This is a genomic window from Nonomuraea sp. NPDC047529 (assembly GCF_040642995.1).
GTDB lineage: Bacteria > Actinomycetota > Actinomycetes > Streptosporangiales > Streptosporangiaceae > Nonomuraea.
Genome location: NZ_JBEYTJ010000043.1, coordinates 68142 through 89288, shown reverse-complemented (window position 1 = coordinate 89288; position 21147 = coordinate 68142). Strand labels below are relative to the sequence as shown.

At 73.2% G+C, this 21147-nt stretch carries 19 protein-coding genes; 4 read left to right on the top strand and 15 right to left on the bottom strand.

Features of this window, described 5'->3' with window-relative positions; all coding sequences use genetic code 11:
• A partial coding sequence (locus ABZ815_RS43620; protein WP_357707475.1) for a hypothetical protein occupies window positions 1-208 on the bottom strand: 208 nt, incomplete at its 3' end.
• On the bottom strand, window positions 201-785 hold the full coding sequence (locus ABZ815_RS43615) for an RNA polymerase sigma factor (protein WP_357707472.1): 585 nt from the start codon (window positions 783-785) through the stop codon (window positions 201-203). The genes ABZ815_RS43615 and ABZ815_RS43620, both read right to left, overlap by 8 nt.
• 95 nt (window positions 786-880) lie before the next feature.
• Here ABZ815_RS43615 and ABZ815_RS43610 point away from each other — a divergent pair, with 95 nt between their 5' ends.
• From ABZ815_RS43610 to ABZ815_RS43600, 3 genes are all read left to right on the top strand, one after another.
• The gene (locus tag ABZ815_RS43610; protein WP_357707470.1) at window positions 881-4018 is read left to right on the top strand and encodes a S8 family serine peptidase; all 3138 of its coding nucleotides are present in this window, start codon (window positions 881-883) and stop codon (window positions 4016-4018) included.
• 131 nt (window positions 4019-4149) lie between these two features.
• On the top strand, window positions 4150-5688 hold the full coding sequence (locus ABZ815_RS43605; protein ID WP_357707468.1) for an alpha/beta fold hydrolase: 1539 nt from the start codon (window positions 4150-4152) through the stop codon (window positions 5686-5688).
• A gap of 132 nt (window positions 5689-5820) precedes the next feature.
• A complete protein-coding gene (locus tag ABZ815_RS43600) occupies window positions 5821-6183 on the top strand; it encodes a cupin domain-containing protein (RefSeq protein WP_357707465.1) in 363 nt (120 codons plus the stop codon).
• A gap of 13 nt (window positions 6184-6196) precedes the next feature.
• Here the strand turns inward: ABZ815_RS43600 and ABZ815_RS43595 are convergent, their stop codons facing one another.
• Window positions 6197-6709 carry an STAS domain-containing protein gene (locus ABZ815_RS43595; RefSeq protein ID WP_357707479.1) on the bottom strand — a complete coding sequence of 171 codons (513 nt, stop codon included), beginning with the start codon at window positions 6707-6709 and terminating at the stop codon, window positions 6197-6199.
• Between the two features lie 109 nt (window positions 6710-6818).
• On the opposite strand from ABZ815_RS43595, the gene ABZ815_RS43590 reads away from it, so the two are divergent.
• Window positions 6819-7301, top strand: a complete 483-nt coding sequence (locus ABZ815_RS43590) for a hypothetical protein (protein WP_357707464.1) — start codon at window positions 6819-6821, stop codon at window positions 7299-7301.
• A 36-nt stretch (window positions 7302-7337) separates the two neighbouring features.
• Here the strand turns inward: ABZ815_RS43590 and ABZ815_RS43585 are convergent, their stop codons facing one another.
• The 12 genes from ABZ815_RS43585 to ABZ815_RS43530 form a co-directional block, all read right to left on the bottom strand.
• Window positions 7338-7946: a cysteine hydrolase family protein gene (locus tag ABZ815_RS43585; protein WP_357707462.1), complete on the bottom strand. Its 609-nt coding sequence runs from the start codon at window positions 7944-7946 to the stop codon at window positions 7338-7340.
• A gap of 85 nt (window positions 7947-8031) precedes the next feature.
• The gene (locus ABZ815_RS43580) at window positions 8032-9015 is read right to left on the bottom strand and encodes a helix-turn-helix domain-containing protein (protein WP_357707460.1); all 984 of its coding nucleotides are present in this window, start codon (window positions 9013-9015) and stop codon (window positions 8032-8034) included.
• 49 nt (window positions 9016-9064) lie between these two features.
• Window positions 9065-9934 carry an aminoglycoside phosphotransferase family protein gene (locus tag ABZ815_RS43575; protein ID WP_357707457.1) on the bottom strand — a complete coding sequence of 290 codons (870 nt, stop codon included), beginning with the start codon at window positions 9932-9934 and terminating at the stop codon, window positions 9065-9067.
• Window positions 9935-9965: 31 nt separating this feature from the next.
• Complete coding sequence (locus ABZ815_RS43570) at window positions 9966-11303, bottom strand: GAF domain-containing SpoIIE family protein phosphatase (RefSeq protein ID WP_357707456.1); 1338 nt, start codon at window positions 11301-11303, stop codon at window positions 9966-9968.
• Window positions 11304-11516: 213 nt separating this feature from the next.
• Window positions 11517-11804, bottom strand: a complete 288-nt coding sequence (locus tag ABZ815_RS43565; protein ID WP_357707453.1) for a hypothetical protein — start codon at window positions 11802-11804, stop codon at window positions 11517-11519.
• An 18-nt stretch (window positions 11805-11822) separates the two neighbouring features.
• The gene (locus ABZ815_RS43560; RefSeq protein WP_357707451.1) at window positions 11823-14138 is read right to left on the bottom strand and encodes a penicillin acylase family protein; all 2316 of its coding nucleotides are present in this window, start codon (window positions 14136-14138) and stop codon (window positions 11823-11825) included.
• A gap of 7 nt (window positions 14139-14145) precedes the next feature.
• Window positions 14146-16365, bottom strand: coding sequence for an FtsX-like permease family protein (locus ABZ815_RS43555; protein ID WP_357707450.1), 2220 nt, complete (start codon window positions 16363-16365; stop codon window positions 14146-14148).
• Entirely contained in the window at window positions 16362-17042 is a 681-nt protein-coding gene (locus tag ABZ815_RS43550) for an ABC transporter ATP-binding protein (RefSeq protein WP_357707449.1), read from the bottom strand. Before ABZ815_RS43550 ends, ABZ815_RS43555 begins: the two co-directional genes overlap by 4 nt.
• Window positions 17039-17569, bottom strand: coding sequence for a PadR family transcriptional regulator (locus ABZ815_RS43545; protein WP_357707447.1), 531 nt, complete (start codon window positions 17567-17569; stop codon window positions 17039-17041). Before ABZ815_RS43545 ends, ABZ815_RS43550 begins: the two co-directional genes overlap by 4 nt.
• A gap of 72 nt (window positions 17570-17641) precedes the next feature.
• Window positions 17642-18286 carry a hypothetical protein gene (locus ABZ815_RS43540; protein WP_357707444.1) on the bottom strand — a complete coding sequence of 215 codons (645 nt, stop codon included), beginning with the start codon at window positions 18284-18286 and terminating at the stop codon, window positions 17642-17644.
• Between the two features lie 114 nt (window positions 18287-18400).
• Window positions 18401-20638, bottom strand: a complete 2238-nt coding sequence (locus ABZ815_RS43535) for an immune inhibitor A domain-containing protein (RefSeq protein WP_357707443.1) — start codon at window positions 20636-20638, stop codon at window positions 18401-18403.
• A gap of 61 nt (window positions 20639-20699) precedes the next feature.
• Window positions 20700-21110 carry an organic hydroperoxide resistance protein gene (locus ABZ815_RS43530; protein ID WP_357707441.1) on the bottom strand — a complete coding sequence of 137 codons (411 nt, stop codon included), beginning with the start codon at window positions 21108-21110 and terminating at the stop codon, window positions 20700-20702.
• Between the last annotated feature and the right edge of the window lie 37 nt (window positions 21111-21147).

Below are 21147 nucleotides of genomic sequence, written 5' to 3'. Positions count from 1 at the left end.
CGAGCGGCCAGCGCCGCCGGCGCCCCCGGCTCCTCCCGCTGTCCGGCAGCGCCCGCGGTGCCGGACGGCGCATCCCCCGGCGGGTGCCGGCGGACGCCGGGGTCGCCTGGGCATAGGCGTCGGCGAGGCGGGCGCGGCCGTCGGCCAGCACCTCAGGGGTGGGGGGCGGGGCCGTGTAAAGGTCGCGGATCAGGGTCAGGTCATCCATGGGACTCTCCAAGCAAGGGGTTGGCGCCGCCCAGGGCGGCGCGAAGCTTCCTTCTGATGCGGTTCAGCCGGGAACCGACCGTTCCTGAGGGGATGTCGAGGGCCTGACCGATCTCCTGGTAGCTCAGGTCGGCCAGCGCCAGGAGCAGCAGGACGTCGCGGTCGGCCTCCGGCATCGCCTGCAGCGCCGCCACCAGGTCGTCCTTGACGCCCGCCGCCGCCAGCCGCCCGGCGACCAGGTCCTCGTGCCCGTCCTCGGCCTGTTCGCCGGTGAGGATCCCTTCCGGCGCCCGTTGCATGGCCTGCAACCGGCGCAGCTCGCTCCTGCGGTGCTGGGCGACGACGTTGGTGGCGATGCCGTACAGCCAGCCGCGGACCACGCCGCGGCCGGAGTCGAAGCCGGCCCGGCCGTGGAAGGCGGCCAGGAAGATCTCCGCGGTGAGGTCGTCGGCGGCCTGGGTGCCGAGGCGTCCGGCGACGTACCGGTGGATCTCGGGAAAGTAGCGGTCGTAGAGCACCCCGAACCTCTCGGGGAGGCGCAGGGACTCGCCGATCACCTGCTCGTCCTCGACGGTCATGGTTTGTGTCACACCCCTACTTGGCGGGAGCGTCCGTCCTTCTTCACGCCCTCTCAGCCCGTGAAGAAGGGGCGGGCATTCCGCCAAGAAGACATGTGATCCTCAGAACGACAGCGGTCTCGCTGACCATCGCGCTCCTCGGAGCCCTCCCTTCCGGCCTGCCGGCCCCGCCGGGCGGCCCCGCCCGTACCGTGACGCTGATCACGGGAGACCGGGTGAGTCTCGTCGCCGACGGTGTGCGCGTCGCGGCGGGCAAGGGCCGTAAGGGCGTCGTCTTCAGCACGGAGAAGATCGGCGACCGGCTCCGCGTCGTCCCCGGCGACGCCGTCCCCCTGCTGGCCGCCGGCCGGCTCGACCCCCGCCTGTTCGACGTGACGACCCTGCTGGAGTACGCCCCCGGCGCCCTGCCCCTCATCGTCGCGGGCCCGGACGCCGCCCGCCGGCCGGGCCTGGCCGCCCACGGCATGGCGGTGACCCGCGACCTGCCCGCCGTGAACGGCGCCGCCGTACGCTTCGACGCCGCCGCCGGCTCCTGGCCGGACCTCAGGGCCTCGCTCTCCACCGGCATGGGGAAGATCTGGCTCGACGGCAGGGCGACCCTGTCGCTGGACGCCAGCGTCAAGCAGATCGGCGCCCCCGCCGCCTGGGAGAAGGGCTACACGGGCGCCGGGGTGAAGGTCGCCGTCCTGGACTCCGGCATCGACGACACCCACCCCGACCTGGCCGGCAAGGTCGCGGCCCGCCGGGACTTCACCGGCACGGACACCGCGGCCGACCTCACCGGGCACGGCACCCACGTGGCCTCGACCATCGCCGGGACCGGCGAACGCTACCGCGGCGTCGCGCCGGGCGCCACCCTCCTGGACGCCAAGGTGTGCGCCGACCGCTGGTGCGCGGAGTCGGCGATCCTGGCCGGCATGCAGTGGGCCGCCGAGCAGGGGGCCAAGGTGGCCAACCTCAGCCTCGGCTCGCCGGACGCCCCCGGCCTGGACCCGCTGGAGGAGGCCGTCCAGACGCTGACCGAGCGGTACGGCGTGCTGTTCGTCGTGGCCGCCGGGAACTACGGCAAGCCGGGCACCGTCTCCTCGCCCTCCACCGCGGACGCGGCCCTGTCGGTCGGCGCGGTGGACCGCTCCGACCGCCTGGCCGTCTTCTCCAGCACCGGCCCCCGCGTGGGCGACTCGGCGTTGAAGCCCGACCTCACCGCGCCCGGCGTCGCCATCCGCGCCGCGCACGGCAAGGACTCGCCGGGCGAGGGCCCGTACGTCGAGATGTCGGGCACCTCCATGGCGGCCCCGCACGCGGCCGGATCGGCCGCGATCCTGGCCGGGCTGCGCCCGGACTGGACGCCCGAGCAGCTCAAGGCCGCCCTCATGGCCACCGCCCGGCCGCAGCCCGGCACCGGGATCTACGCCCAGGGGGCGGGCCGCCTCGACGTGGGCCGCGCGATCGGCCAGACGGTGACCACCTCCCCCGCGTCGGTCGGCTTCGGCGTGCTCGCCTGGCCGCACGACGACGACGAGCCGGTCACCAGGAAGGTCGCCTACCGCAACGACGGTCCGGAGCCGGTGACGCTGCGCCTGTCGGCGCGGGCCGGCGCGGACGTGTTCGAGGTGTCGCCCGGCACGCTGACCGTCCCCGCCGGCGGCCGGGCCGAGGCGACCGTCACCGCCGACACCCGCGGCGACGTGGCCGACGGGCCGCTCGGCGGCTACCTGGAGGCCACCGCCGAGAACGGCACGACCGTGAGCACGCCGCTCGCCGTGGTCAAGGAGGTCGAGAGCTACGACCTGACCCTCGACCGGCCGGGCGCCGCGGACGTCCTGACCACCCTCTACCGGACCGACGTCGACCGGAAGGACTGGAACCCGGTCACCGCCCAGCCGGGCGACAGGGTCACGCTGCGGCTGGCCAAGGGCACCTACCTCGTCGACAGCCGGACCACCGACGGCGGAGGTCTGACCATGCTCGTCCATCCCGGCCTGCGCCTGGACCGGGATCAATCCCTGCGGCTGGACCCGGCTCAGGCGCGGCCGGTGTCCATCACGCCGCCCGACCCGGCGGCCAGGCACCTGATGACCGAGGTGACCTACAGCGGCCGCACCCGCGACGGCTCCCCGTACTACCTGAGCGCGGAGGCCACCATGTTCGACGCCGCGCCGGGCATCCGCACCGCGCAGGTCGGGTCCGGCCGGTACGACCTGCTGACCAAGGTCGCCGACCAGTGGGCGGTGCCGGGCCCGGACGGCGACCTGGCGGGCAGCGCGCAGGCGTACCGGCTGGCGTGGTTCGTCCAGGGTCAGGTGCCGACCGGCTTCAGCCGCCGGGTCGGGCGCGCGGACCTGGCCACGATCCGCAGGGACTACGGCGCGCCGGCGCCCGGCACGGCCGCGAGCGCCGCAGGCGCCGCCTGGCCCGCGGAGGGACGGTTCTTCAGCATCATTTTCGTGACCGACTTCCGGCCCCCCTTCACGCACACCGAGTACGTCAACACCGGCGGCGGCCTCCGCTGGCTGAACAGCTACATGGAGATGGGCCCGACCTGGGGAGGCGACCTGACCTCGACCGCCTTCAGGTACGAGGCGGGACGCGCCTACGACGAGACCTGGAACCGCGGCGTCTTCGGCCCCGCGCCGGTCACCGCGGCGGACACGCCGCCCTTCTCCCGCGCGGGCGACGTGATCTCCGCGTTCCCCTCGCTGTACGCCGACGGGGCCGGTCATCCGGGGACGTCGAGCGTGTCCGGCGCGCGGACCGCCCTCTACCGGGACGGCGAGCTGGTGGCGGAGGAGCCCGGTCTGGGGGCGCGGTTCGGCGTACCGGCCGGGGAGGCGGCGTACCGGCTGGAGGTGGAGGCCGAGCGCGGGCCGGAGCTCCTCTCCACCCGTACGGCGGTCGCCTGGACGTTCCGCTCGGCCGGCGGCCGGGACGGTGCACTGCCGCTGCCGGTCGTCGCCTTCTCGCCCTCCCTGGACGCGGCGAGCGGCGCGCCCGCCGGCCGGGCGTTCGCGGTGCCGGTGTCCGTGCGCGGGCAGGCGGGGGCGGTACGCGAGCTGTCCGTGGACGTCTCCTACGACGACGGCCGCACCTGGCGGGCGGTCAAGGTCGCGGGCGGCGCCGTACGGCTGCGCCATCCGGCCGCGGCGGGCTTCGTCTCCCTGCGCGCCCGAGCCGCCGACGCCGGGGGCAACACCGTGGAGCAGACCGTGATCCACGCGTACCGGATCAGATAACCCACGGGTGGCCGGAGTCAACGCTCTGAGGGAATTTCCGATTTTGCTCACATTCGTGCCCGCGACCGGCGATGATCAACGTCGGCCGAGTGCCCACGGGGGGCGCACCGACCGTTGATTGGAGTTGCATTTTGCGGACAAGACTCCCTCTGCTCGCCACCGCCTTCGTGGCGCTGGCGGCGTTGATGCCGGTCCCGGCGGCGAACGCCGCGGCGACCGCGACGACCAACACGAAACCTGCGACCAGGACCATCACCTGGGCTCCCTGCGAGGAGGAGCCCAGTGCCGAGTGCGGCAAGCTGGCCGTCCCCATCGACTGGTCCCGGCCGGGCGGGCCCTCGATCGACCTCGCCGTCGCCCGCCGCAAGGCCACCGACCCGGCCGCCAGGGTGGGCTCGCTGGTGATCAACCCCGGTGGTCCGGGCGGGTCCGGCGTGGAGGCCGTCTACGGCGCTCCCGGGTCCTACACCGAGGAACTGCAGCAGCGGTTCGACATCGTCGGCTTCGACCCGCGCGGCGTGGGCCGCAGCCACCCGGTGATCTGCTCGGCGTCGGTCTACAACAAGATGCCGCCGACGGTCATGCGCAGCCAGGCCGACTTCGACGCCTGGAACGCCTTCACCAAGAAGCTGCACCCGGACTGCCGGGCCCGTACCGGCCCGCTGTACGACCACGTGGACTCCGTCTCCGTGGCCCGTGACATGGACGCCCTCCGCGCCGCCCTCGGCGAGGAGAAGCTGACCTACTACGGCATCTCGTACGGCACCCTGATCGGCCAGATGTACGCCGAGCTGTTCCCCGGCCGCATCCGGGCGCTCGCCCTCGACAGCAACATGGACCACAGCCTCGGCCTGAAGGGCTTCTTCGCCACCGAGGCCATGGCCGTCGAGGACGGGTTCGACCAGTTCGTCGGCTGGTGCGAGCAGGACACCAGTTGCGTCCTGAACGGCCGCGACATCCGCGCGATCTGGAAGAGCCTGCTGGACAAGGCCCGCCGCGGCGAGCTGGTCTACCCCAGCACCGGTCAGCGGGTGACCGAGCTGCAGGTCATCTACAACGCCGCGCTGGGCAACGAAGGGCCCGACTGGCGCACGCTGAGCGAAGTGATCAACTGGCTGAACGGCGGCCCCGCCCCCGAATGGGTGCCCCCGCTGCCCGGCAGGGGCCCGGTGGAAGGCGACGTCGCCGAGCTGCCGACCAGGATCCTGTGCCAGGACTACAGCCTCAAGGTGAGCAGCTACGCCGAGTACGCCGCGCTCATGCGCACCGCGGGCGCTCTGGCCCCGGACACGAAGTACCACCCGTACCCGACCGACGACCTGCCCATCTGCCTCAACTCCAGCCCCGTCAACCCGCCGCACAAGCTGCGTTACACCGGCCAGGCGCCGCTGCTGCTCGGCAGCTCGATCCACGACCCGGCCACGCCGTGGATCTGGTCGGCCAACGCCGCCCGCCAGCTCGGCCGCAAGGCCGTGCTGCTCACGTACGAGGGCTGGGGTCACCGCATCTACGGCAAGGACAAGTGCCAGACCGACATCATCGACCAGTACCTCATCGCCCTGACCGTCCCGCCGCAGGGCACTCGCTGCGGCGTGGGCACGCCTGAGGAGACGCTCCGGAAGCAGACGAAGCGGGCGTGGCCGTCCGACTCGCTGCCCTGGGCCGGATAGTCCGTACGACATGGGTACGGCCCCACACGCACATGGGGCCGTACCCATCCCCACAAAGGGATATTTGCCCCGGCAAACCCCCCGTTATGAACAATTCAGCGTAAGAAGGTAGCTGAAGAGGGGGGATGAGCCATGATCGAGGTCAAGAGCATCGACAAGCCCGACGAACGGCGCGACTTCCCGAAGGGCCACCTGGAGATCTGCGAGCTGAGCGGCCTGACGTTCGGGGTCGCCACGTTCGAGCCGGGATGGCACTGGACGGAGTCCGTGCAGCCGATCGCCGGCACACCGTCCTGCCAGGTGTACCACAACTGCTTCGTGGTCTCGGGCCGGATGCGCCTGCGCATGGACGACGGCACCGAGGCCGAGGCGGGACCGGGCGACGTCTTCGTGTGCCCGCCCGGACACGACGCCTGGGTGGTCGGGGACGAACAGGTCGTCCTGTACGACTTCGCGGGCGGCGCAGCCGAGTACGCCAAGGCGAAGAACGGCTGACGCCGCGCGCGGTTCAGGCGGGCGCGTGCGAGCGCCTGGGAATGATCTCTTCCAGGGCCTCGGCGACGGTGGCGCGTACGCCGAGGCGTCCTTCCAGACCGGTGATGCGCATCAGTCTGGCCGGTTGCGGGGTCGGCGCGGCGACCATCACCGTCCGTCCCGTGGCGGTGATACGTTTCCACGCGCCGATCAGCGCGCCGAGACCGGCCGAGTCCATGAAGCCGACATCGGACAGGTCGATCAAAGTGACGGCGGCCGGCGAGCCGTCGAGATAGCCGGTCGCCCAATCCTCGATGGCGCCGGCCGTGTGCAGGTCAAGGTCCCCGGCCGGGTGCAGCACGACCGTTTCTCCTGCGGAGTTCGCGAGGAGTCGGAAAGTGTCCACTTTCACTGCTATCACTTCCCTTCTTGGACCGCTCTCCCCTGCCCGGCAGCCGACAAACCCCGCAGCCTGACCGTACGGCGCAGCGTCGCTGCTCAATGCGGCTTTTTTCGGAGTGCAATTGGCGAAGCCCCGGACGGCCATTCCCGAGCCGAATGCGCGACCATTCTTCCGACGCCCGGAGCATGCCCATACATAAGTAAAGAAATGCTGGGCAGCGGCAAGGAATCGTGATCGCCGACGTTCGAGGAGAGTGAGAACCATGGTCCTGCTCGGCCTGCTGCTCATGGTCGCCGGGTCGGCCGCCGTGGTGGTCCTGTTCACCCAGACGACCACCACCGCCGCCGCCGCGCTGACGCTGATGGGCGTCACCTTCCGGGTCGGTGACCTGGAGCTGTTCAGCGCCGGGGCCGCCACCGCCACCGCGTTCATCCTGGGCGCCTTCCTGATCGTGGCCGGGACGAGCCGCAAGCTGGCCCGCCGCCGCGAGCTGCGCCGCCTCCTGGCCGAGCGGACGGACGACCGCCCCGCCACGGCCCAGCCCGACCTCACGGCCGACCGGCACGACAACCGCACGACCGACCCGGCCTCCGACCGCCTCGTGGCCACCGACCGAACCGGCCCGACCGACCGGACCGACCGGACCGACGGCCGGGACGCGTCCGTTCCGGGCGCGCGTCACCGGACGCCCGCCGATCGCCTGGTCGCCGGCCGCCGCCGTCCCGTCACCGGTTGACCCCGGTCACAAGCTGACCGGCCCTGCCCGCCCGGCTCAGGCGGGCAGGGCGTCGGCCGTGGGGACCACCAGGCCGAACAGGTCGCCGATCGTCGTCAGAGCGGCCTCGTGCAGCGCGTCGGCGGGCAACGGCGCGCCGCCGGGACCGGCGAGCGTACGGGTGGCGCAGGCGTCGGCGACGACCGTGGGACGGTAACCCAGCCGGAAGGCCCCCTGGGCGGTGAAGGTGACGCACATGTGGGTCATGAAGCCCGCCAGGACCAGGTCGGGCCCGGAGTCCAGGCCCGTCAGGACGTCCTGGAGACCGGTCTGGTGGAAGGCGTCGGGAAACGTCTTGACCACCACCGGCTCCCCGTCGCGCGGCGCGACCGGCGGGCTGATGGCCCCGATCTCGGCGCGGACGTCGTACGGGCTGCCGGGGCCGCCGTCGTTGACGACGTGCACGACGCGCGCCCCGGCGGCGCGGGCGCGCTCCAGCAGGCGGGCCCCGGCCGCGAGGGCCCGGTCCGCGCCGGGCAGGGCCATGACGCCGGTGCTGTAGGTGTTCTGGTAGTCGATCAGCACGAGGGTCGAGTCGGCCAGACGGGCCGGTTCCTCCGGCAGGCCGACGACCTGGCGCAGGGTGGGCGAGACGGTGCTGCTCATGGCAGGGGTTTCCTTTCGGGCAGGCTCGCGCCGCCGCCCGGCGCGGGCGGCGTGTCGCGGGGAGAACGGGGTCAGGCCACCGTGGTCAGGCCACCGTGTGGAAACGGCGGCGGTAGGTGCCGGGGCCGGTGCCCAGGCGGCGGCGGAACGCGCGGTGCAGGGTCTCCACCGAGCCGAGCCCGCTGTCGGCGGCCACCCGGGGAAGCGGCAGGTCGGTGGTCTCCAGCAGCCGGCGCGCCACCTCCACGCGCGCCGACTCGACGTACGCGGCCGGGGTGAAGCCGGTCTGCTGCCGGAATACCCGGCTGAACTGACGCTGGCTCAGCCCCATCCGCGCCGCCAGTTCGACCGTGGTCAGTTCCTCGGCGAGGTGCTCGGAGATCCACAGGCGCAGGTCGTCGATGTCGCGACGGCCCGTGGCGGGCCGCGTCAACGGGACGCTGAACTGGCTCTGGCCGCCCTGGCGCTTGAGGTACACGACCAGCTCGCGGGCCACCGCGAGGGCCGTCTCCTCGCCGTGGTCCTCGGCCACCAGGGCCAGGGTCAGGTCGAGGCAGGCGCTGATGCCGGCGCCCGTCCAGATCCGGCCGCTGGACCGCAGGAAGATCGGGTCGGGATCGACGGTGACCCGGGGATGGTCGGCCGCCAGTTGCGCGGCGGTGGACCAGTGGGTGGTGGCGGTCAGGCCGTCCAGCAGGCCGGCCTCGGCCAGGATGTGCGCGCCGACGCACACCGAGGCCACCCGGCGGGCGCCGGGAGCGGTCCGCCGTACCCAGGCGACGACCTCGGCGTCCGTCAGGGCGCGTGGCCCGTCGGGCGTGACGGTCACCGCGCCGGGCACCAGCAGGGTGTCCACCTGGTCGCCGACCTCGTCGAACGCCAGGTCCGCGACCAGCCGCACCCCGGCGGACGTGGTGACCTGGCCGCCCCGGGGACCGGCGAGCCGCACGTCGTACAGGGCGCCGCCGGCGACCCGGTTGGCCAGGGCGAACACCTCGGCCGGGCCGGTGACGTCGAGCAGGTCGACGTCCGGGAAGAGCGCGATGACGACGCGGTGTGCAGCGGGCATGCCCAGATTCTCACCGAACCGATGGAATGACCGCAACGACAGTTATCTGTCACATCTGGTCATCGAGCAGCACCTGGTCGAGCACGTGCGCGCCGATGGCGGCCATCGCGGGGTTGTCGGCCGAGTGGGCGGCCAGGGCCGTGCCGATGACGACGGCCCAGCCCCGCGCGCGTTCCCAGGTCGCCCGGTCGGCGTCCACGTGGGCGCGGAACACCGTGCGTCCGTCCGCGTCGAACACCAGCCAGGCGGCGGCCAGGTCGGTGGCCGGATCACCGCTGGTCACGTCGCCGAAGTCGAGGACGGCGGCCAGCTTCCCCCCGTCCAGCAGGAGGTTCGCCGGGTGCGGGTCGCCATGGAGCCAGAGCGGAGGGCCCGGCCAGGGCGGCAGCGCCACCAGCCGCTCCCAGAGCGGCAGCAGCTCGTCCCGCCGGGCGGCGAACGGCATCCGCTCCCGCACCGCCCGGTCGCGGTGGGCCAGCGGGACGCCCCGCACGGGGTTGCGCGGCGCGCCGGACGGCGCCGGCCGGTGCAGGTCGTTCATGAAACCGGCCAGCGTCACGGCCACGACGGCCCGCTCGGACGGCGGCAGGTCGGCGGCCGTGCGCCCTTCGTACCAGGGGACGATCGTCCACGGCCAGGGGTAGCCCTCGCCCGGCACGCCCACCCTCACCGGCACGGGCAGCGCGACCTGGACGTACCCGGCCAGCACCGGCAGCCAGCGCTGCTCGTTGACGACGAGGTCGACCGCGACACGCCGGCGCGGCAGGCGTACCGACAGGCCGTCGCCCAGCCGGTGGACGACGTTGTCCCAGCCGTTGGCGACGAGCGTGAGCGGGCCCGCCAGGTCGGGGTGCTGGGCGCGGATCAGCCGGTCGACGAGGGCGTCGTCGATGTCGATCTCCGCTACGGGGGTGTTCATCCACGCCACGATAGTGCGGGTGCCGGGGCGCTCAGTCGGCGTGCAGGTCGGCCGGTTCGCCGAGGCGCAGGGCGAGCAGGGCGACGTCGTCGGTGAACCTGTCGCCACGGTTGGCCAGCAGCAGCTCGCACATCTCCTCGATGGGCAGGTCGCGCAGTTGGGCGGCGGTGCGGGCCAGGCTCTCCATGCCCCTGTCGACACCGTGCGCGCGGTCCTCGACGAGCCCGTCGGTGTAGAGCAGCAGGGTGGACCCGGCCGGGATGATCTGCTGGTGGTCCGGCCGGGGCAGGTCGGGGGTGACGCCGAGGGGGTGGCCGCCCTCGGCCCGCAGGTAGCGGGCGGGGCCGCCGGTGGGGAGCAGCAGCGGCGGCAGGTGGCCGGCGGTGGCCCAGCGCAGCCGCCACTCGGTGCCGCCGTACTCCTCCAGGCGGGCCAGCAGCACGGTCGCCATCGGGCCGCCGTGCAGGGCGTGCAGGATCTCGTCGAGGCGGCGCAGGATCTGGGAGGGCGGCTCGCAGTGCTCGTAGGCGAGCACCCGCAACATGTTGCTGATGTGGCTCATGACGGTGGCCGCGCGCAGGTCGTGGCCCATCACGTCGCCGACCACCAGGCAGGGCACGCCGTCGGGCAGGACGATCGCGTCGTACCAGTCGCCGCCGATGCGCGGGACCGAGCTGGAGGGCAGGTAGCGGGCGCAGGCCCACAGGCCGTTCAGCTCGGGCAGCGGCGGGAGCAGGCTGCGCTGGAACTCCTCGGTGTTGCGGCGGATGCGCTCGTAGAGGCGGGCGTTCTCGATCGCGACGCCGGCCGCGCTGGCCAGCGCCGCGACGATCCGCTCGTCGTCGCCGGTGAACGGCAGGCCCGACCGCTTGTCCGCGAAGTACAGGTTGCCGTACGCGACGCCGCGGACCAGGATCGGCGTGCCCAGCAGGGTGCGCATCACCGGATGGCCGGGTGGGTACTCGCGGAAGCTGGGATGGGCGAGCACGTCGTCCACGCGCAGCGGCCTGGGCTGGGCCATGAGCTCCTGCAGCAGGCCGTGGGTGGTGGGCAGGCGGCCGATGGCCTCGTACTCCTCTTCGGAGACCCCGTAGGTGAACAGGTCGGCGAACTCGCCCTGCTCGTTGAGCACGCCGAGGGCGCCGTATCGGGCGTCCACCAGGTCTGCCGAGACCTCCACGATCGTGCGCAGCGCGGCGTTCAGCTCCAGCTCGGAGCTGATCGCGAGGACGGCGTCCAGCAGGCGCGCCATCCGGCCGTGCAGATCCTCGATCTGCACCAGGCTCGCCTGCAGCCGGCGGAGCTTCTCGGCGCCGAACGGCCCCAGGTCCCCGCCGTGCGCACCGCCCTCCGGCCACTGTCCGCCCACCGCACCCCCCGAGATGCCCTTGCCCAGGTCATGCCCCCGGTCACCGGCATGACACCTGTTCACAGGCACCGCGAGAGGCGGCTCAGAGCACCTTGGAGGAGGGAGCCGCCCAGGTGTTGCAGGAGCCCGGGTCCCCGGTGGCGAAGCCGCGCTTGATCCAGGAACGCATCGCGGAGGTCGTGCCGTACGAGCTGTACTTGCCCAGCTTGTTCCCTACGGGGAGGGTGAGGAAATAGTCCCAAGCGTGCGTGTCTTCGCGCAGTACCACGTCTGCGACTCGTCGTCGTCCACGGCCAGGCCGCAGTACTTCTTGGGGATGCGGTTCATGTGCCGCACCTTCACCGGCTCGTACGGCAGCCCGGCCCCGGTCAGGTGCTGCTCCCAGGTGGTCTCCAGGCAGGCGACGACCGCGTCGACGTAGGCGCGGGCCTGCTTGAGGTCGTGCCGCTTGACCGGCGGCTCAGCGCACGTGGTGGTGGGAAGGGGGCCCGTCCGCCACAAGGCGGACGGGCGGACAGGTCAGCCGCTCACGCTGGTGACCTTCAGGGCCGGGTCGGAGGCGATCTCGGCGTCGGTGAAGCGTTCCGTGACCCATCCGCCGCGGGAGAACAGGGCGGTCTGGTCGGCGTGGTGGGGCGAGCTCGGGTCGGCGGACAGGGAGTAGGTGAGGACGGTCCGGGTGCGGGGGCCGTCGGGGGTGAGCTCGACGGCCATCATGAAGCTGGAGCCGGTGTTCACGTCGGGGTAACGCCCGTCCTTGCCGAGCGGGCCGGAGTTGCGCACACGGTCGAAGCAGCCCTCACCCTCGGTGCAGCCGGGGATCGGGACCGACGCGTAGTGCTGGGCCTGGCCGGTGGTGAGCGTCAGGGGCAGCCCGTTGGCCCGGAAGAACAGCGCGGCGTCGGCCAGGGCCCGTAGCACGGCGGGGTCGTCCCGCTTGAGGCCGCGCGGCGTGGCGAGCGGACGGGCGGGATCGAACGGCACCCGCCACCAGCCCTGCGGCGGCTCCCCGGGTTTGACCGGGACCTGCAGCCCGTCGAAGAACCGCCGCCACAGCACGGCTCCCTCGCTGTCGAGCGTGGCGCGGCCGTCCCAGCGGGTCAGCGTCCGGCAGGCGGCCCGCACGTCGACCCGCTCCCCCGAGGTGGCCCGCAGCTCGCGGTGCTCACGGCACAACGCCACCAGGTCCGGGCGCATGAGCTCGAAGCCGTGATTGCGCTTGCTCCGGGCGGTGGCCTGGAGCGTCTCCAGGGTGAAGCCGGGGCCGCCGAGCCCGTCGGAGCCCTTGAGCCGCCGGTCGATCATGTCCAGGCTCACCCGGGGCCGCAGCTCCAGGTCGGTCCGCACGGTGCCCCAGACCTGGTCGTAGCCGGTCAGCGGCGCGGCCGGGTTCGCCATCCACGGGCTGTTGTTGGAGTTGGCGACGTAGTCGGCGCGGGTCAGGCCGGGCCGGCTGCCGGGGCCGAAGATGCCCGGCACGATCGCGTCGGCGTCCCTGCCCCACAGGCACGCCGAGGTCGAGCCGTCCAGGACGAGCGCGTCGATCGACGGGTCGGGTGAGGGCTTGGCGCAGCGGCGGGCCTGGGCGTCGGTGACGTGCGGGACGACGGAGGCGTCGGCGAAGGACGCGGTCCCGCCGACGTCGGTGGCCAGCGTGTAGACGAACGGCATGCCCTGGTGGGCGTCCTGGGCGGCGCGCAGCTCGCGTACGTCGCCGGCCTTGGCCATCGCCAGCCACTCGTCGGCCGCCCGCAGGTTGGCGGCGTTGACGTCGGCCAGTGCGTACGCGTACTCCTTGCCGTGCCCGGCGGCCAGCACCGGGCCGTAGCGGGAGGTGAGCAGGGTGCGTGAGACGAAGGTGCCGTCCTGGAGCGGCACCTCGACGTCCTGGCGGCCCATCGGCTCGGGCCGGCCGTCGACCAGGTAGGTGGTGGGGTCGCCCTGCGCCAGCCGGAGCCGGTAGAGGGTGAAGCGCTGGGCGTGGGAGACGGTGTGGGTCCAGGCGACGGTCGTGTTGTGGCCGATCTGCACGACGGGGGTGCCGTACAGGCTGCCGCCGGCGACGTCGAGCACACCGGGGATGGTGAGCTGCACCTGGTAGAAGCGGCGGACGCCGTTCCACGGGAAGTGCGGGTCGGCCAGCAGCATGCCGTGGCCGTCGCGGGTGGCCTCGCGGCCCAGCGCCCAGCCGTTGCTGCCGGGAGCGCGCCGCGGGCCCTCTCCCCCGCCGTCCCCTCCTCCGACGATGGCCTCCTTGAGCGCGGAGCCGCCCGACATGCGGCTGAGGTCGAGGAGGTTGGCCCAGACGTCGTCGGCGGTGATCGGGCCGCCCCAGGACTTGCCGCGGCAGGTGGGGTCGGGCAGGTTGGCCACGCCGGTGTCGTCGAGGTAGCGGTTGTACCCGGCCACGTACCCGTCCACCAGCTCGCGCAGTTCGGCGCTCGGGCCGACGGGGGCGGGCCGGGCCAGCAGCCGCCGGACGACGCCGGAGTCGGCGACGCTCCGGTGGTACAGGTCGCTGGTGAGGTTGGCGACCGGGCGCACCGGGTCGTCGGACTCGGCCTCCGGGCCGAAGTAGCGGGACCGGTCGCCGCGCAGCGTCACCACCCAGGAGGCCAGCACGCACAGGTTGTCCTGGGCGAAGGCGTACCCGTAGCCGAAGCCGAGGCCGCCGTGGTCCTTGGCGGACACGTGCGGGATGCCGTACTCGGTGCGCCGGATCTCGGCCGCGTGGCGACCGGCGGCGGCCGCGGACGGCGGGCCGGTGAGCAGGGCGGCGACCACGGCCAGCACGATCACCGGAACGACCGCCACGGTCGATGTCCGCAGCTTCATGTGGCTCCTATTCGAAGCGCGCGTTGTCGGGCGCGGTCATGTGCCGCAGCAGCGGCAGAACGGTCAGGATCACCAGCAGGGACGCGGCCAGCCCGCCGCCGACGCCGGCGAAGTAGGCCGGCCCCGGCATCGCCAGGGAGGCCCCCTTCATGCCGAGCCCGTCGATGAACGGCGCCGCCACGGCGAACCCGGCCCCGGCCGCGACGACGGCCGCCAGGACGAGCGGCAGCACCGACTCCAGCAGCACGACCGCGCCCAGGGTGCGGCCGGGCGTGCCCGCCAGCCGCAGCAGCGTGAACGGCTGCCGTCGTTCCATCAGCCCGCCGCCGACCGCCACCAGCAGGCTGCAGCCGCCGGCGAGCAGGGTCAGCGCGACCATGGCCAGCGCGATGTTCTCGGCCTGCGTGTAGAGCGTCGCCCGGACCTGGGCGACCTCGTCGAACGTCATCGGCGGGCCGGTGCTCTGCCCGGCCAGCAGGGTGCGGATCTGTTCCAGGGCCGCCGGGTCGGGCATGGCGACCAGCACGGAGGCCAGGTTGAGCCCGTCGGCGGAGACGGGTTCGCTGCCGGTGCCGGCCAGGGGGATCAGCTTGTCGATGGTGAGCGGGTTGTCGGCCTCCACCACGCGGTCGAACCGCCCGGCGACGGCCCGCGCGCCCGGCGGGCACTGCCCGAGCGCGGGGAAGCGGGCCAGGTCGGCGCACTCGACGACCGCCCGGGGCGGCGGCGGGCGTTCGGGGTCGATCACCCGGTTCTCCTCCTCCTTGGCGGCGTAGATCGGCAGCACGCCGACGCCCGGGTGGGCCCGGAGCCGGGCCACCAGGTCGGCCCCGGCCCGCGGCGACAGGCCGCCGCCGGCGACGTCGCCGAGCGGGGCGCGCAGCACGCCGGACAGCGTGCCGCCGGCCACCGCCCGCTGGCCGTCCAGCACGGCGGGGACGATCCCGGCGATCGCCGTCCCGATGAACACCGCCAGGACGAGGCCGCTCACCGACCGGAACGCGGCCTTCGGATCGGCGGCCAGCCGCCGGGCGGCCAGCAGCGTCGCCGCTCCCCCGGTCAGCCGGGCGGCCAGGCGGGCGGCCAGCATCGTCAGCCAGGGGCCGGCCAGGATCAGCCCGGCCATGGTCAGCGCCAGGCCCGCCGAGGCCGAGACGGCGTCCGGATCGCGGTTCTCGGTGCGGAACGCCGGAGCCGCGAACAGGGCCGGCCCGGCCAGCAGCGGGATCACCCGCCAGGCCCGCGGCGGCCGTGGGGCGCCCTTCCTGAGCGCGCCCAGCGGCGAGATCCGTACGCGGCGCAGCGACCACAGCGCGCTCACCCCGGCCAGCAGCGGGACGCCGGCCAGCACGGCCGCGTACTGCCAGGCGGCCGGGGTCACCGTGTCGGGGAAGAACCGGGAGCCGGTGACGCGGACGGCGGCGACGGCCGGGCGTACCAGGAGGAAGAGCGCGATCCCGGCGAGCGTGCCGGTCAGCGCGCCGAGCGCCGCGTCCACCGCGGCGAACAGGGTGACCTGCCGGGACGTGCCGCCCACCAGCCGGATCGCGGCGAAGCGCGCCTCGCGGCGGGCGGCGGCCAGCCGGGTGGCGGTGTTGACGAGCACGAGCAGCGGCACCATCAGCCCGACGGCCGCGACGGCGAACCCGAACCGGTAGATGTCGGCGTTGTCGTCGATGGCGGGCTCGTCGGCCGTCGTGTCCACCTGGCGGCTGCCGCGCAGGGCGGCGACCTGCTCGGGCGTGCGGCCGACCACGATGGTCAGGTCGTCGGGGCCGGACAGCGCGGCGCGGGCGACCGTCCCGGCCCTGACGCCGGGGAAGCGGTCGGCGAGCTGCGCGCGCGGCGCCGAGTCCAGCAGCCGGGCCAGCTCCGGGGAGACGTAGTACTGGCCGGGCGCGGGCATGCGGGACAGCCCGGGGAGGACGGGGGCCCGGGCGCCGAGCGCGGCGGCGTCGAGGCGTCTGATCACGCGGCCGGCGTAGTAGTCCTCGTGGTAGTTCCACAGGGCGCCGGTGGCGGTGGCGTCGAGGGCCCAGCCGCTGGGCGCGGTGCCGCGGGTGCACTCCCAGCAGGTGCGTTCGTTGGCCGTCTGGAAGGCGTTGAACAGGGAGAGCGTGGTCAGCAGCACCGCCACGCCGACCGCCACCCCGGCGATGATCAGCGCGAGCCGGGCGGCCGCCTCCCTGCCTCCGGCCAGCGACAGCCGCAGGCCGAGGGCGATCACCGTACGACCTGGCCGGCGTAGGGGTCGGTGAGCCTGCCGTCGCGGACGATGACCTCGCGGTCGGCGGAGGAGGCGACCCGGGCGTCGTGGGTCACCACGATCACGGTCGTGCCCTCCTCGCGCGCCAGGCCGACCAGCAGCTCCATGACGTGCTCGCCGGTCAGCGAGTCGAGCGAGCCGGTCGGCTCGTCGGCGAACAGCACCCGCGGCCCGGTCACCAGCGCCCTGGCGATCGCCACCCGCTGCGCCTGCCCGCCGGACAGCTCGCCGATGCGCCGGCCGCCCAGGTCGTCCAGCTCCAGCCGGCGCAGCCAGTCCGCCGCCCGCCGGTACGCCTCCTTGCGCCCGGTACGCGCGAGCAGCAACGGCAGGGCGACGTTGTCGGCCGCGGTCAGCTCCGGCACGAGCTGCCCGAACTGGAACACGAAGCCGAACGCGGTGCGCCGCAGCCGGGTGCGCCGGTCGTCGCTCATGGTGTCCAGGCGCTGCCCGTCGAACCACACCTCGCCGCTGTCGGGGGTGAAGATCCCGGCCAGACAGTGCAGCAGCGTCGACTTGCCCGAGCCGCTCGGGCCCATGACCGCCACGATCTCCCCGGCGGCCACCTCCACGCTGGCCTCGCGCAGCGCCGGGGTGCGGCCGTAGGAGCGGCTGATCTCGCGGGCTTGGAGGATCATGACGACGTCCGCACCAGCTCGGCCAGCGCGTCCAGCCGCGCCTGCGTGACGTCGATCCAGCGCAGGTCGGCCTCCAGGTGGAACATGCCGTGGTCGGCGAGCAGCGCGTCGGCCAGCGAGTCGCCTCTCTTGATCTGCGCGAACTCCCGCATGCGCCGCAGGTGCGTGGCGCGCTGGAGGTCGAGGTAGGCCGCCGCGTCGCGGCCCAGCATCAGCGCCAGCACGACCTTGGTGAACAGCACCGTCTGCAGGTACGGCTCGGCCGCGACCGGCTCGCTCAGCCACGCCTCGACCTCCCGCGCGCCGAGCGGGGTGATCGCGTAGCGCTTGCGCTCGGGGCCGTCGCCCGGCTCGTTCTCCCCGGCGGTGACCTTGCCGTCCCTGGCCAGCCGGCCGAGAGTGGAGTACACCTGGCCGAAGGGCAGCGACTTGCCGCGGCCGAAGAAGGTGTCGTAGTCGCGCTTCAGGTCGTAGCCGTGGCTCGGCTCCCGCTCAAGGAGGCCGAGCAGCGCAAGAGGGACGCTCATGCCCGAACTATATACCGAGGGTATATACGGGGGGCATAATCGCCCTCTCGCGAACCGGGGACCGGTGATCGGTCAGGAGGTGGAGCTGGGTGACGGGGTGGGCCGCTGGTCGCCGTGCCGGTGGCCGTCCTTGCCGCCGTCCCTGTCGTCGCGGTGGTCGCCGCCGCGTGAGTGCGGTCCGCGGGCGGTCACGTCGTGGACGGTGACGGCGGTGGACGTGCCGCCGCTGACCTTGGCGCTGACCATGACCTTCTGACCGGCCTTGATCGCGTCGATGCCCTCGTCGCGGTTGACCCGGGTGCCGGCGTCGACGGCGTACTCCTTGGTGTAGCCGTCCGCGCTCTTGACCGTGACGGAGTCCTGGTCCACGGCGGTGACCTCGCCGTACTGGGTGGCCACCGTCACGTACGCGCCCTTCCCGTCGGGGACGACGAACTCGCCGTGGACGGGCGGGCCGCCGAACCCGCGCCCCCAGCCCCGCTCCTTGCCGGACGGCGAGTCCGTCGGACCGGCCGCCGGCGAGTCCGTCGGACCGGCCGAAGGGGTCGCAGTGGGTGAGGGCGCCGGCGAGAGCGCCGAGGCGGCGGCGACGCCCGCGCCGGTGGCCAGCACGGCCACGGTGGTCGCCGCGACAAGAACCGAGCGGGGGAATCGGCGCCTGGGCGGCTCGCTCGTCAGAGTGTCCGCCGTGCCGAATCCGTCAGGCCCAGAGGTCATGATCTTTCCTCTCTATGGGATACAACACGACAACACTGCCCGAAACCGCCTAAAAGTGTCGTAAACGCCCATAGATGTGCGGCCCGCCTCCCCGCATGCGGGCCGCACCCGGCTCTATGACCCGGAGACGCGCACCACCGCGCGGTCGCCGTCACGCAGGACGGCGATCCGGGTGCCGGTGTCGGGCACCTTCACCCCGAGCTGGGGCAGGTCAGGGTGCCAGTAGACGCCGTTGCGGTCGTCGAACACCGGCACGCCCGGACGCGCCGGGAACACCGCGGGAACGCCCGCCGAGTGCAGCCGGAGCCGGTCCGTGCGCGCGTTCCCGAACGGCGCGTCGAACACCTGGAGCCGCGCCCCGGCCGCCGCCCCACTGGCCCAGCGCAGCGGCTCGGGCCGGGCGTCCACGGGCAGGATCATGCCCTCGCCGGGGTGGTCGCGAGTGGTGTTGTCGCCGTACCAGGCGTCCCAGAGCCAGATGAGCACCCCCTGCTGGTACGGGTAGTGCTCGACCCGCTGGCTGCCGGTCCACCCGAAGTTGTACGGCCCGGTCCGCAGATAGGCGTTGTACCCGGTGTAACGCCGGTTCTCGGCGAGGTAGGCCCGGGAGAAGCGCTGCACGCCGACCTCGCCGCTGCGGGCGAAGCCCACCGCCGTCCACTCGCCCTCACCCTGCTCGACGTCGTCGGCGAACACGCCGGGCACCTGGATGTCGTCCACCCGGAAGCCGGACTCGGAGGTGTTGGAGTCGGTCGAGTAGCGGAAGCGGAACCAGATCTGGCCGCCCGCGTACGGGGTGAGGTCGTAGGTGATCTCACGCCAGTCCGAGCTCCCGGTGAGCGGCCGGCCGACCGGCGACCAGGCCGCGCCGTCGCGGGACACCTCGGCGTAGAGGTAGTCGTAGCCCTGCTCGATCGTGTACGCCGCGTGCGCCTTCAGCGTCGCCTCCGTGGCCCGGGAGAGGTCGATGCGCCGGGTGAGCGTCTGCTCAAGGTTGTCGCCCTTGCCGCTCCACCACTGCCACTCCCCCTGGTACGGCCGGCCGAGCGGGGTGCTGATCTCGCGCGGTGGCAGGTCCACCACGAGCGCCTGCGGATCTCGGGTGTTGTAGGAGCCGACGCCCAGCGTGTGCGTGGAGGGAGTGGCCGCGCGGGCCCGGTCGTAGGCCAGCCAGCCGAGCTGGAGCTTGCTCCAGGCGTCCAGGTCGCCGGCGTACTCGCCGAGCGGCCCGGTCCGCGAGCTGAGGTAGGACCCGGACGACATCAGCGACCAGAAGTTGACGGAGTTGTCCCCGCCGCCCGCGTACAGGTCCGGCAGGCCGAGGTCGTGGCCGAACTCGTGGGCGGTCAGGCCGACGCCGCTGTTCTCCCCGACCGTCAGGTAGTCGCCGACCCAGATGCCGGTGTCGCCGATCTGGGTGCCGCCGTTGCGGTTGCCCTGGGGGCCCGCCTGGCCGCGCTCGGGCCAGTAGGCGAAGTAGCGGTGGGCCCAGACGGCGTCCGCGCCCTGCGCGCCGCCGCCCCAGGTCTCGTCCACGCCGGAGTGCACGACCTGGTAATGGTCCAGGTAGCCGTCGGGCTCGTCGAAGTCGCCGTCGTTGTCGTAGTCGTAGCGGTCCCAGACGTCGTACTTGGCGAGTTCGGCGCGGATCTGGTCCAAGGTCCTGCCCTTGGCCTTCTCCGCGTCGTACCAGGCGTTGGCGGAGTCGCGTACCAGGTCCCAGTTGTTCCAGCAGATGCCGCCCTCCTCGGGGGCGCACCGGTCACTGCCGTAGCGGGCCTCGTTGTACGGCACGCGCACCCAGTCGCTGACGTAGCCGTCGAGGTCGTAGCGGCCGGAGGACTGGAGGCGGTAGTAGTCGCGCAGCGAGTTGCCGCCGGTCGCGAAGTAGGACTTCGTGTAGGAGGCGCGGTCGAAGTCGGGACGCCAGAGGGTGTGGTTGTCGTCGGTGCGGCGCGGGTCGGGGATCGCGTTGTGGCGGGGGCCCGGCTGGCCGCCGTACTTGACCTGGCCGTCGATCTTCGTCTCGTTGTCCACCTTGTCGCCGAACTCGGCCAGGACGACGAAGACCTGATCCTTGCGTTCCTGGGCGAGCTCGACGTAGCGATGGCCGACCTTGGCCGAGCGACCGGTCCGGGCGTCGGCCGCCGCCGCGCCCGGGGATAAGACGCCTTCGACGGCCTGCCTGCGCAGTGCCGCCTGTTCGCGTTGTTGCGGGCTGAGCGGGGAGATCTCCCTGCTCATCTTCTTCGCGGGTGGCGGCGCGGGCTCCGCCGCCGCCGCGGAGACGGGGGAGGTGCCGAGCGCGGCGATCGCCAGCAGGACGGCCGCCGCGGAGAGAGTGATTCGCATGGCATGTAACATGTCACACTCCAAGCCTCTCGTCTCTACCTCCGCACGATCTTCTCCCCGCTCACTCGACGATCAGGTTGACCGGCATGTTGCCGCGGGTGGCGTTGGAGTACGGGCAGACCTGATGGGTGGCCTCGACCAGCTCGCGGGCGGCCTCGGGCGAGATGTCGTCGGGCAGCTCGACGCGGAGCGTGGCGTCGAGCTGGAAGCCGCCCGCGCCGTTGGGCGACAGGCCGATCTCCGCCGTGACCGACGCGTCCGCGACGTCGAGCCGCCTCTGCCCGGCCACCAGCCGCATCGCCGAGGCGAAACAGGCGGCGTAGCCGGCGGCGAAGAGCTGCTCGGGGTTGGTGCCCTCGCCGTCGCCGCCCAGCTCCTTCTGCAGGGCCAGCTTGACGTCCAGCCTGCCGTCGGAGGAGACCGCGCGCCCGTCGCGGCCCGCGGAGGTGGCGATGGCGGTGTACATGCTCATGTCTCGTTCGCCTTTCCTGTAGTAGACAGACCTGTCT

Excerpts from the sequence above, each read along its gene's own strand:
- ABZ815_RS43615 (WP_357707472.1), bottom strand. The coding sequence starts at position 785 with ATGACCGTCGAGGACGAGCAGGTGATCGGCGAGTCCCTGCGCCTCCCC.
- ABZ815_RS43600 (WP_357707465.1), top strand. The coding sequence starts at position 5,821 with ATGATCGAGGTCAAGAGCATCGACAAGCCCGACGAACGGCGCGACTTC.
- ABZ815_RS43595 (WP_357707479.1), bottom strand. The coding sequence starts at position 6,709 with ATGGCCGTCCGGGGCTTCGCCAATTGCACTCCGAAAAAAGCCGCATTG.
- ABZ815_RS43585 (WP_357707462.1), bottom strand. The coding sequence starts at position 7,946 with ATGAGCAGCACCGTCTCGCCCACCCTGCGCCAGGTCGTCGGCCTGCCG.
- ABZ815_RS43580 (WP_357707460.1), bottom strand. The coding sequence starts at position 9,015 with ATGCCCGCTGCACACCGCGTCGTCATCGCGCTCTTCCCGGACGTCGAC.
- ABZ815_RS43575 (WP_357707457.1), bottom strand. The coding sequence starts at position 9,934 with ATGAACACCCCCGTAGCGGAGATCGACATCGACGACGCCCTCGTCGAC.
- ABZ815_RS43560 (WP_357707451.1), bottom strand. The coding sequence starts at position 14,138 with ATGAAGCTGCGGACATCGACCGTGGCGGTCGTTCCGGTGATCGTGCTG.
- ABZ815_RS43550 (WP_357707449.1), bottom strand. The coding sequence starts at position 17,042 with ATGATCCTCCAAGCCCGCGAGATCAGCCGCTCCTACGGCCGCACCCCG.
- ABZ815_RS43545 (WP_357707447.1), bottom strand. The coding sequence starts at position 17,569 with ATGAGCGTCCCTCTTGCGCTGCTCGGCCTCCTTGAGCGGGAGCCGAGC.
- ABZ815_RS43540 (WP_357707444.1), bottom strand. The coding sequence starts at position 18,286 with ATGACCTCTGGGCCTGACGGATTCGGCACGGCGGACACTCTGACGAGC.
- ABZ815_RS43535 (WP_357707443.1), bottom strand. The coding sequence starts at position 20,638 with ATGCGAATCACTCTCTCCGCGGCGGCCGTCCTGCTGGCGATCGCCGCG.
- ABZ815_RS43530 (WP_357707441.1), bottom strand. The coding sequence starts at position 21,110 with ATGAGCATGTACACCGCCATCGCCACCTCCGCGGGCCGCGACGGGCGC.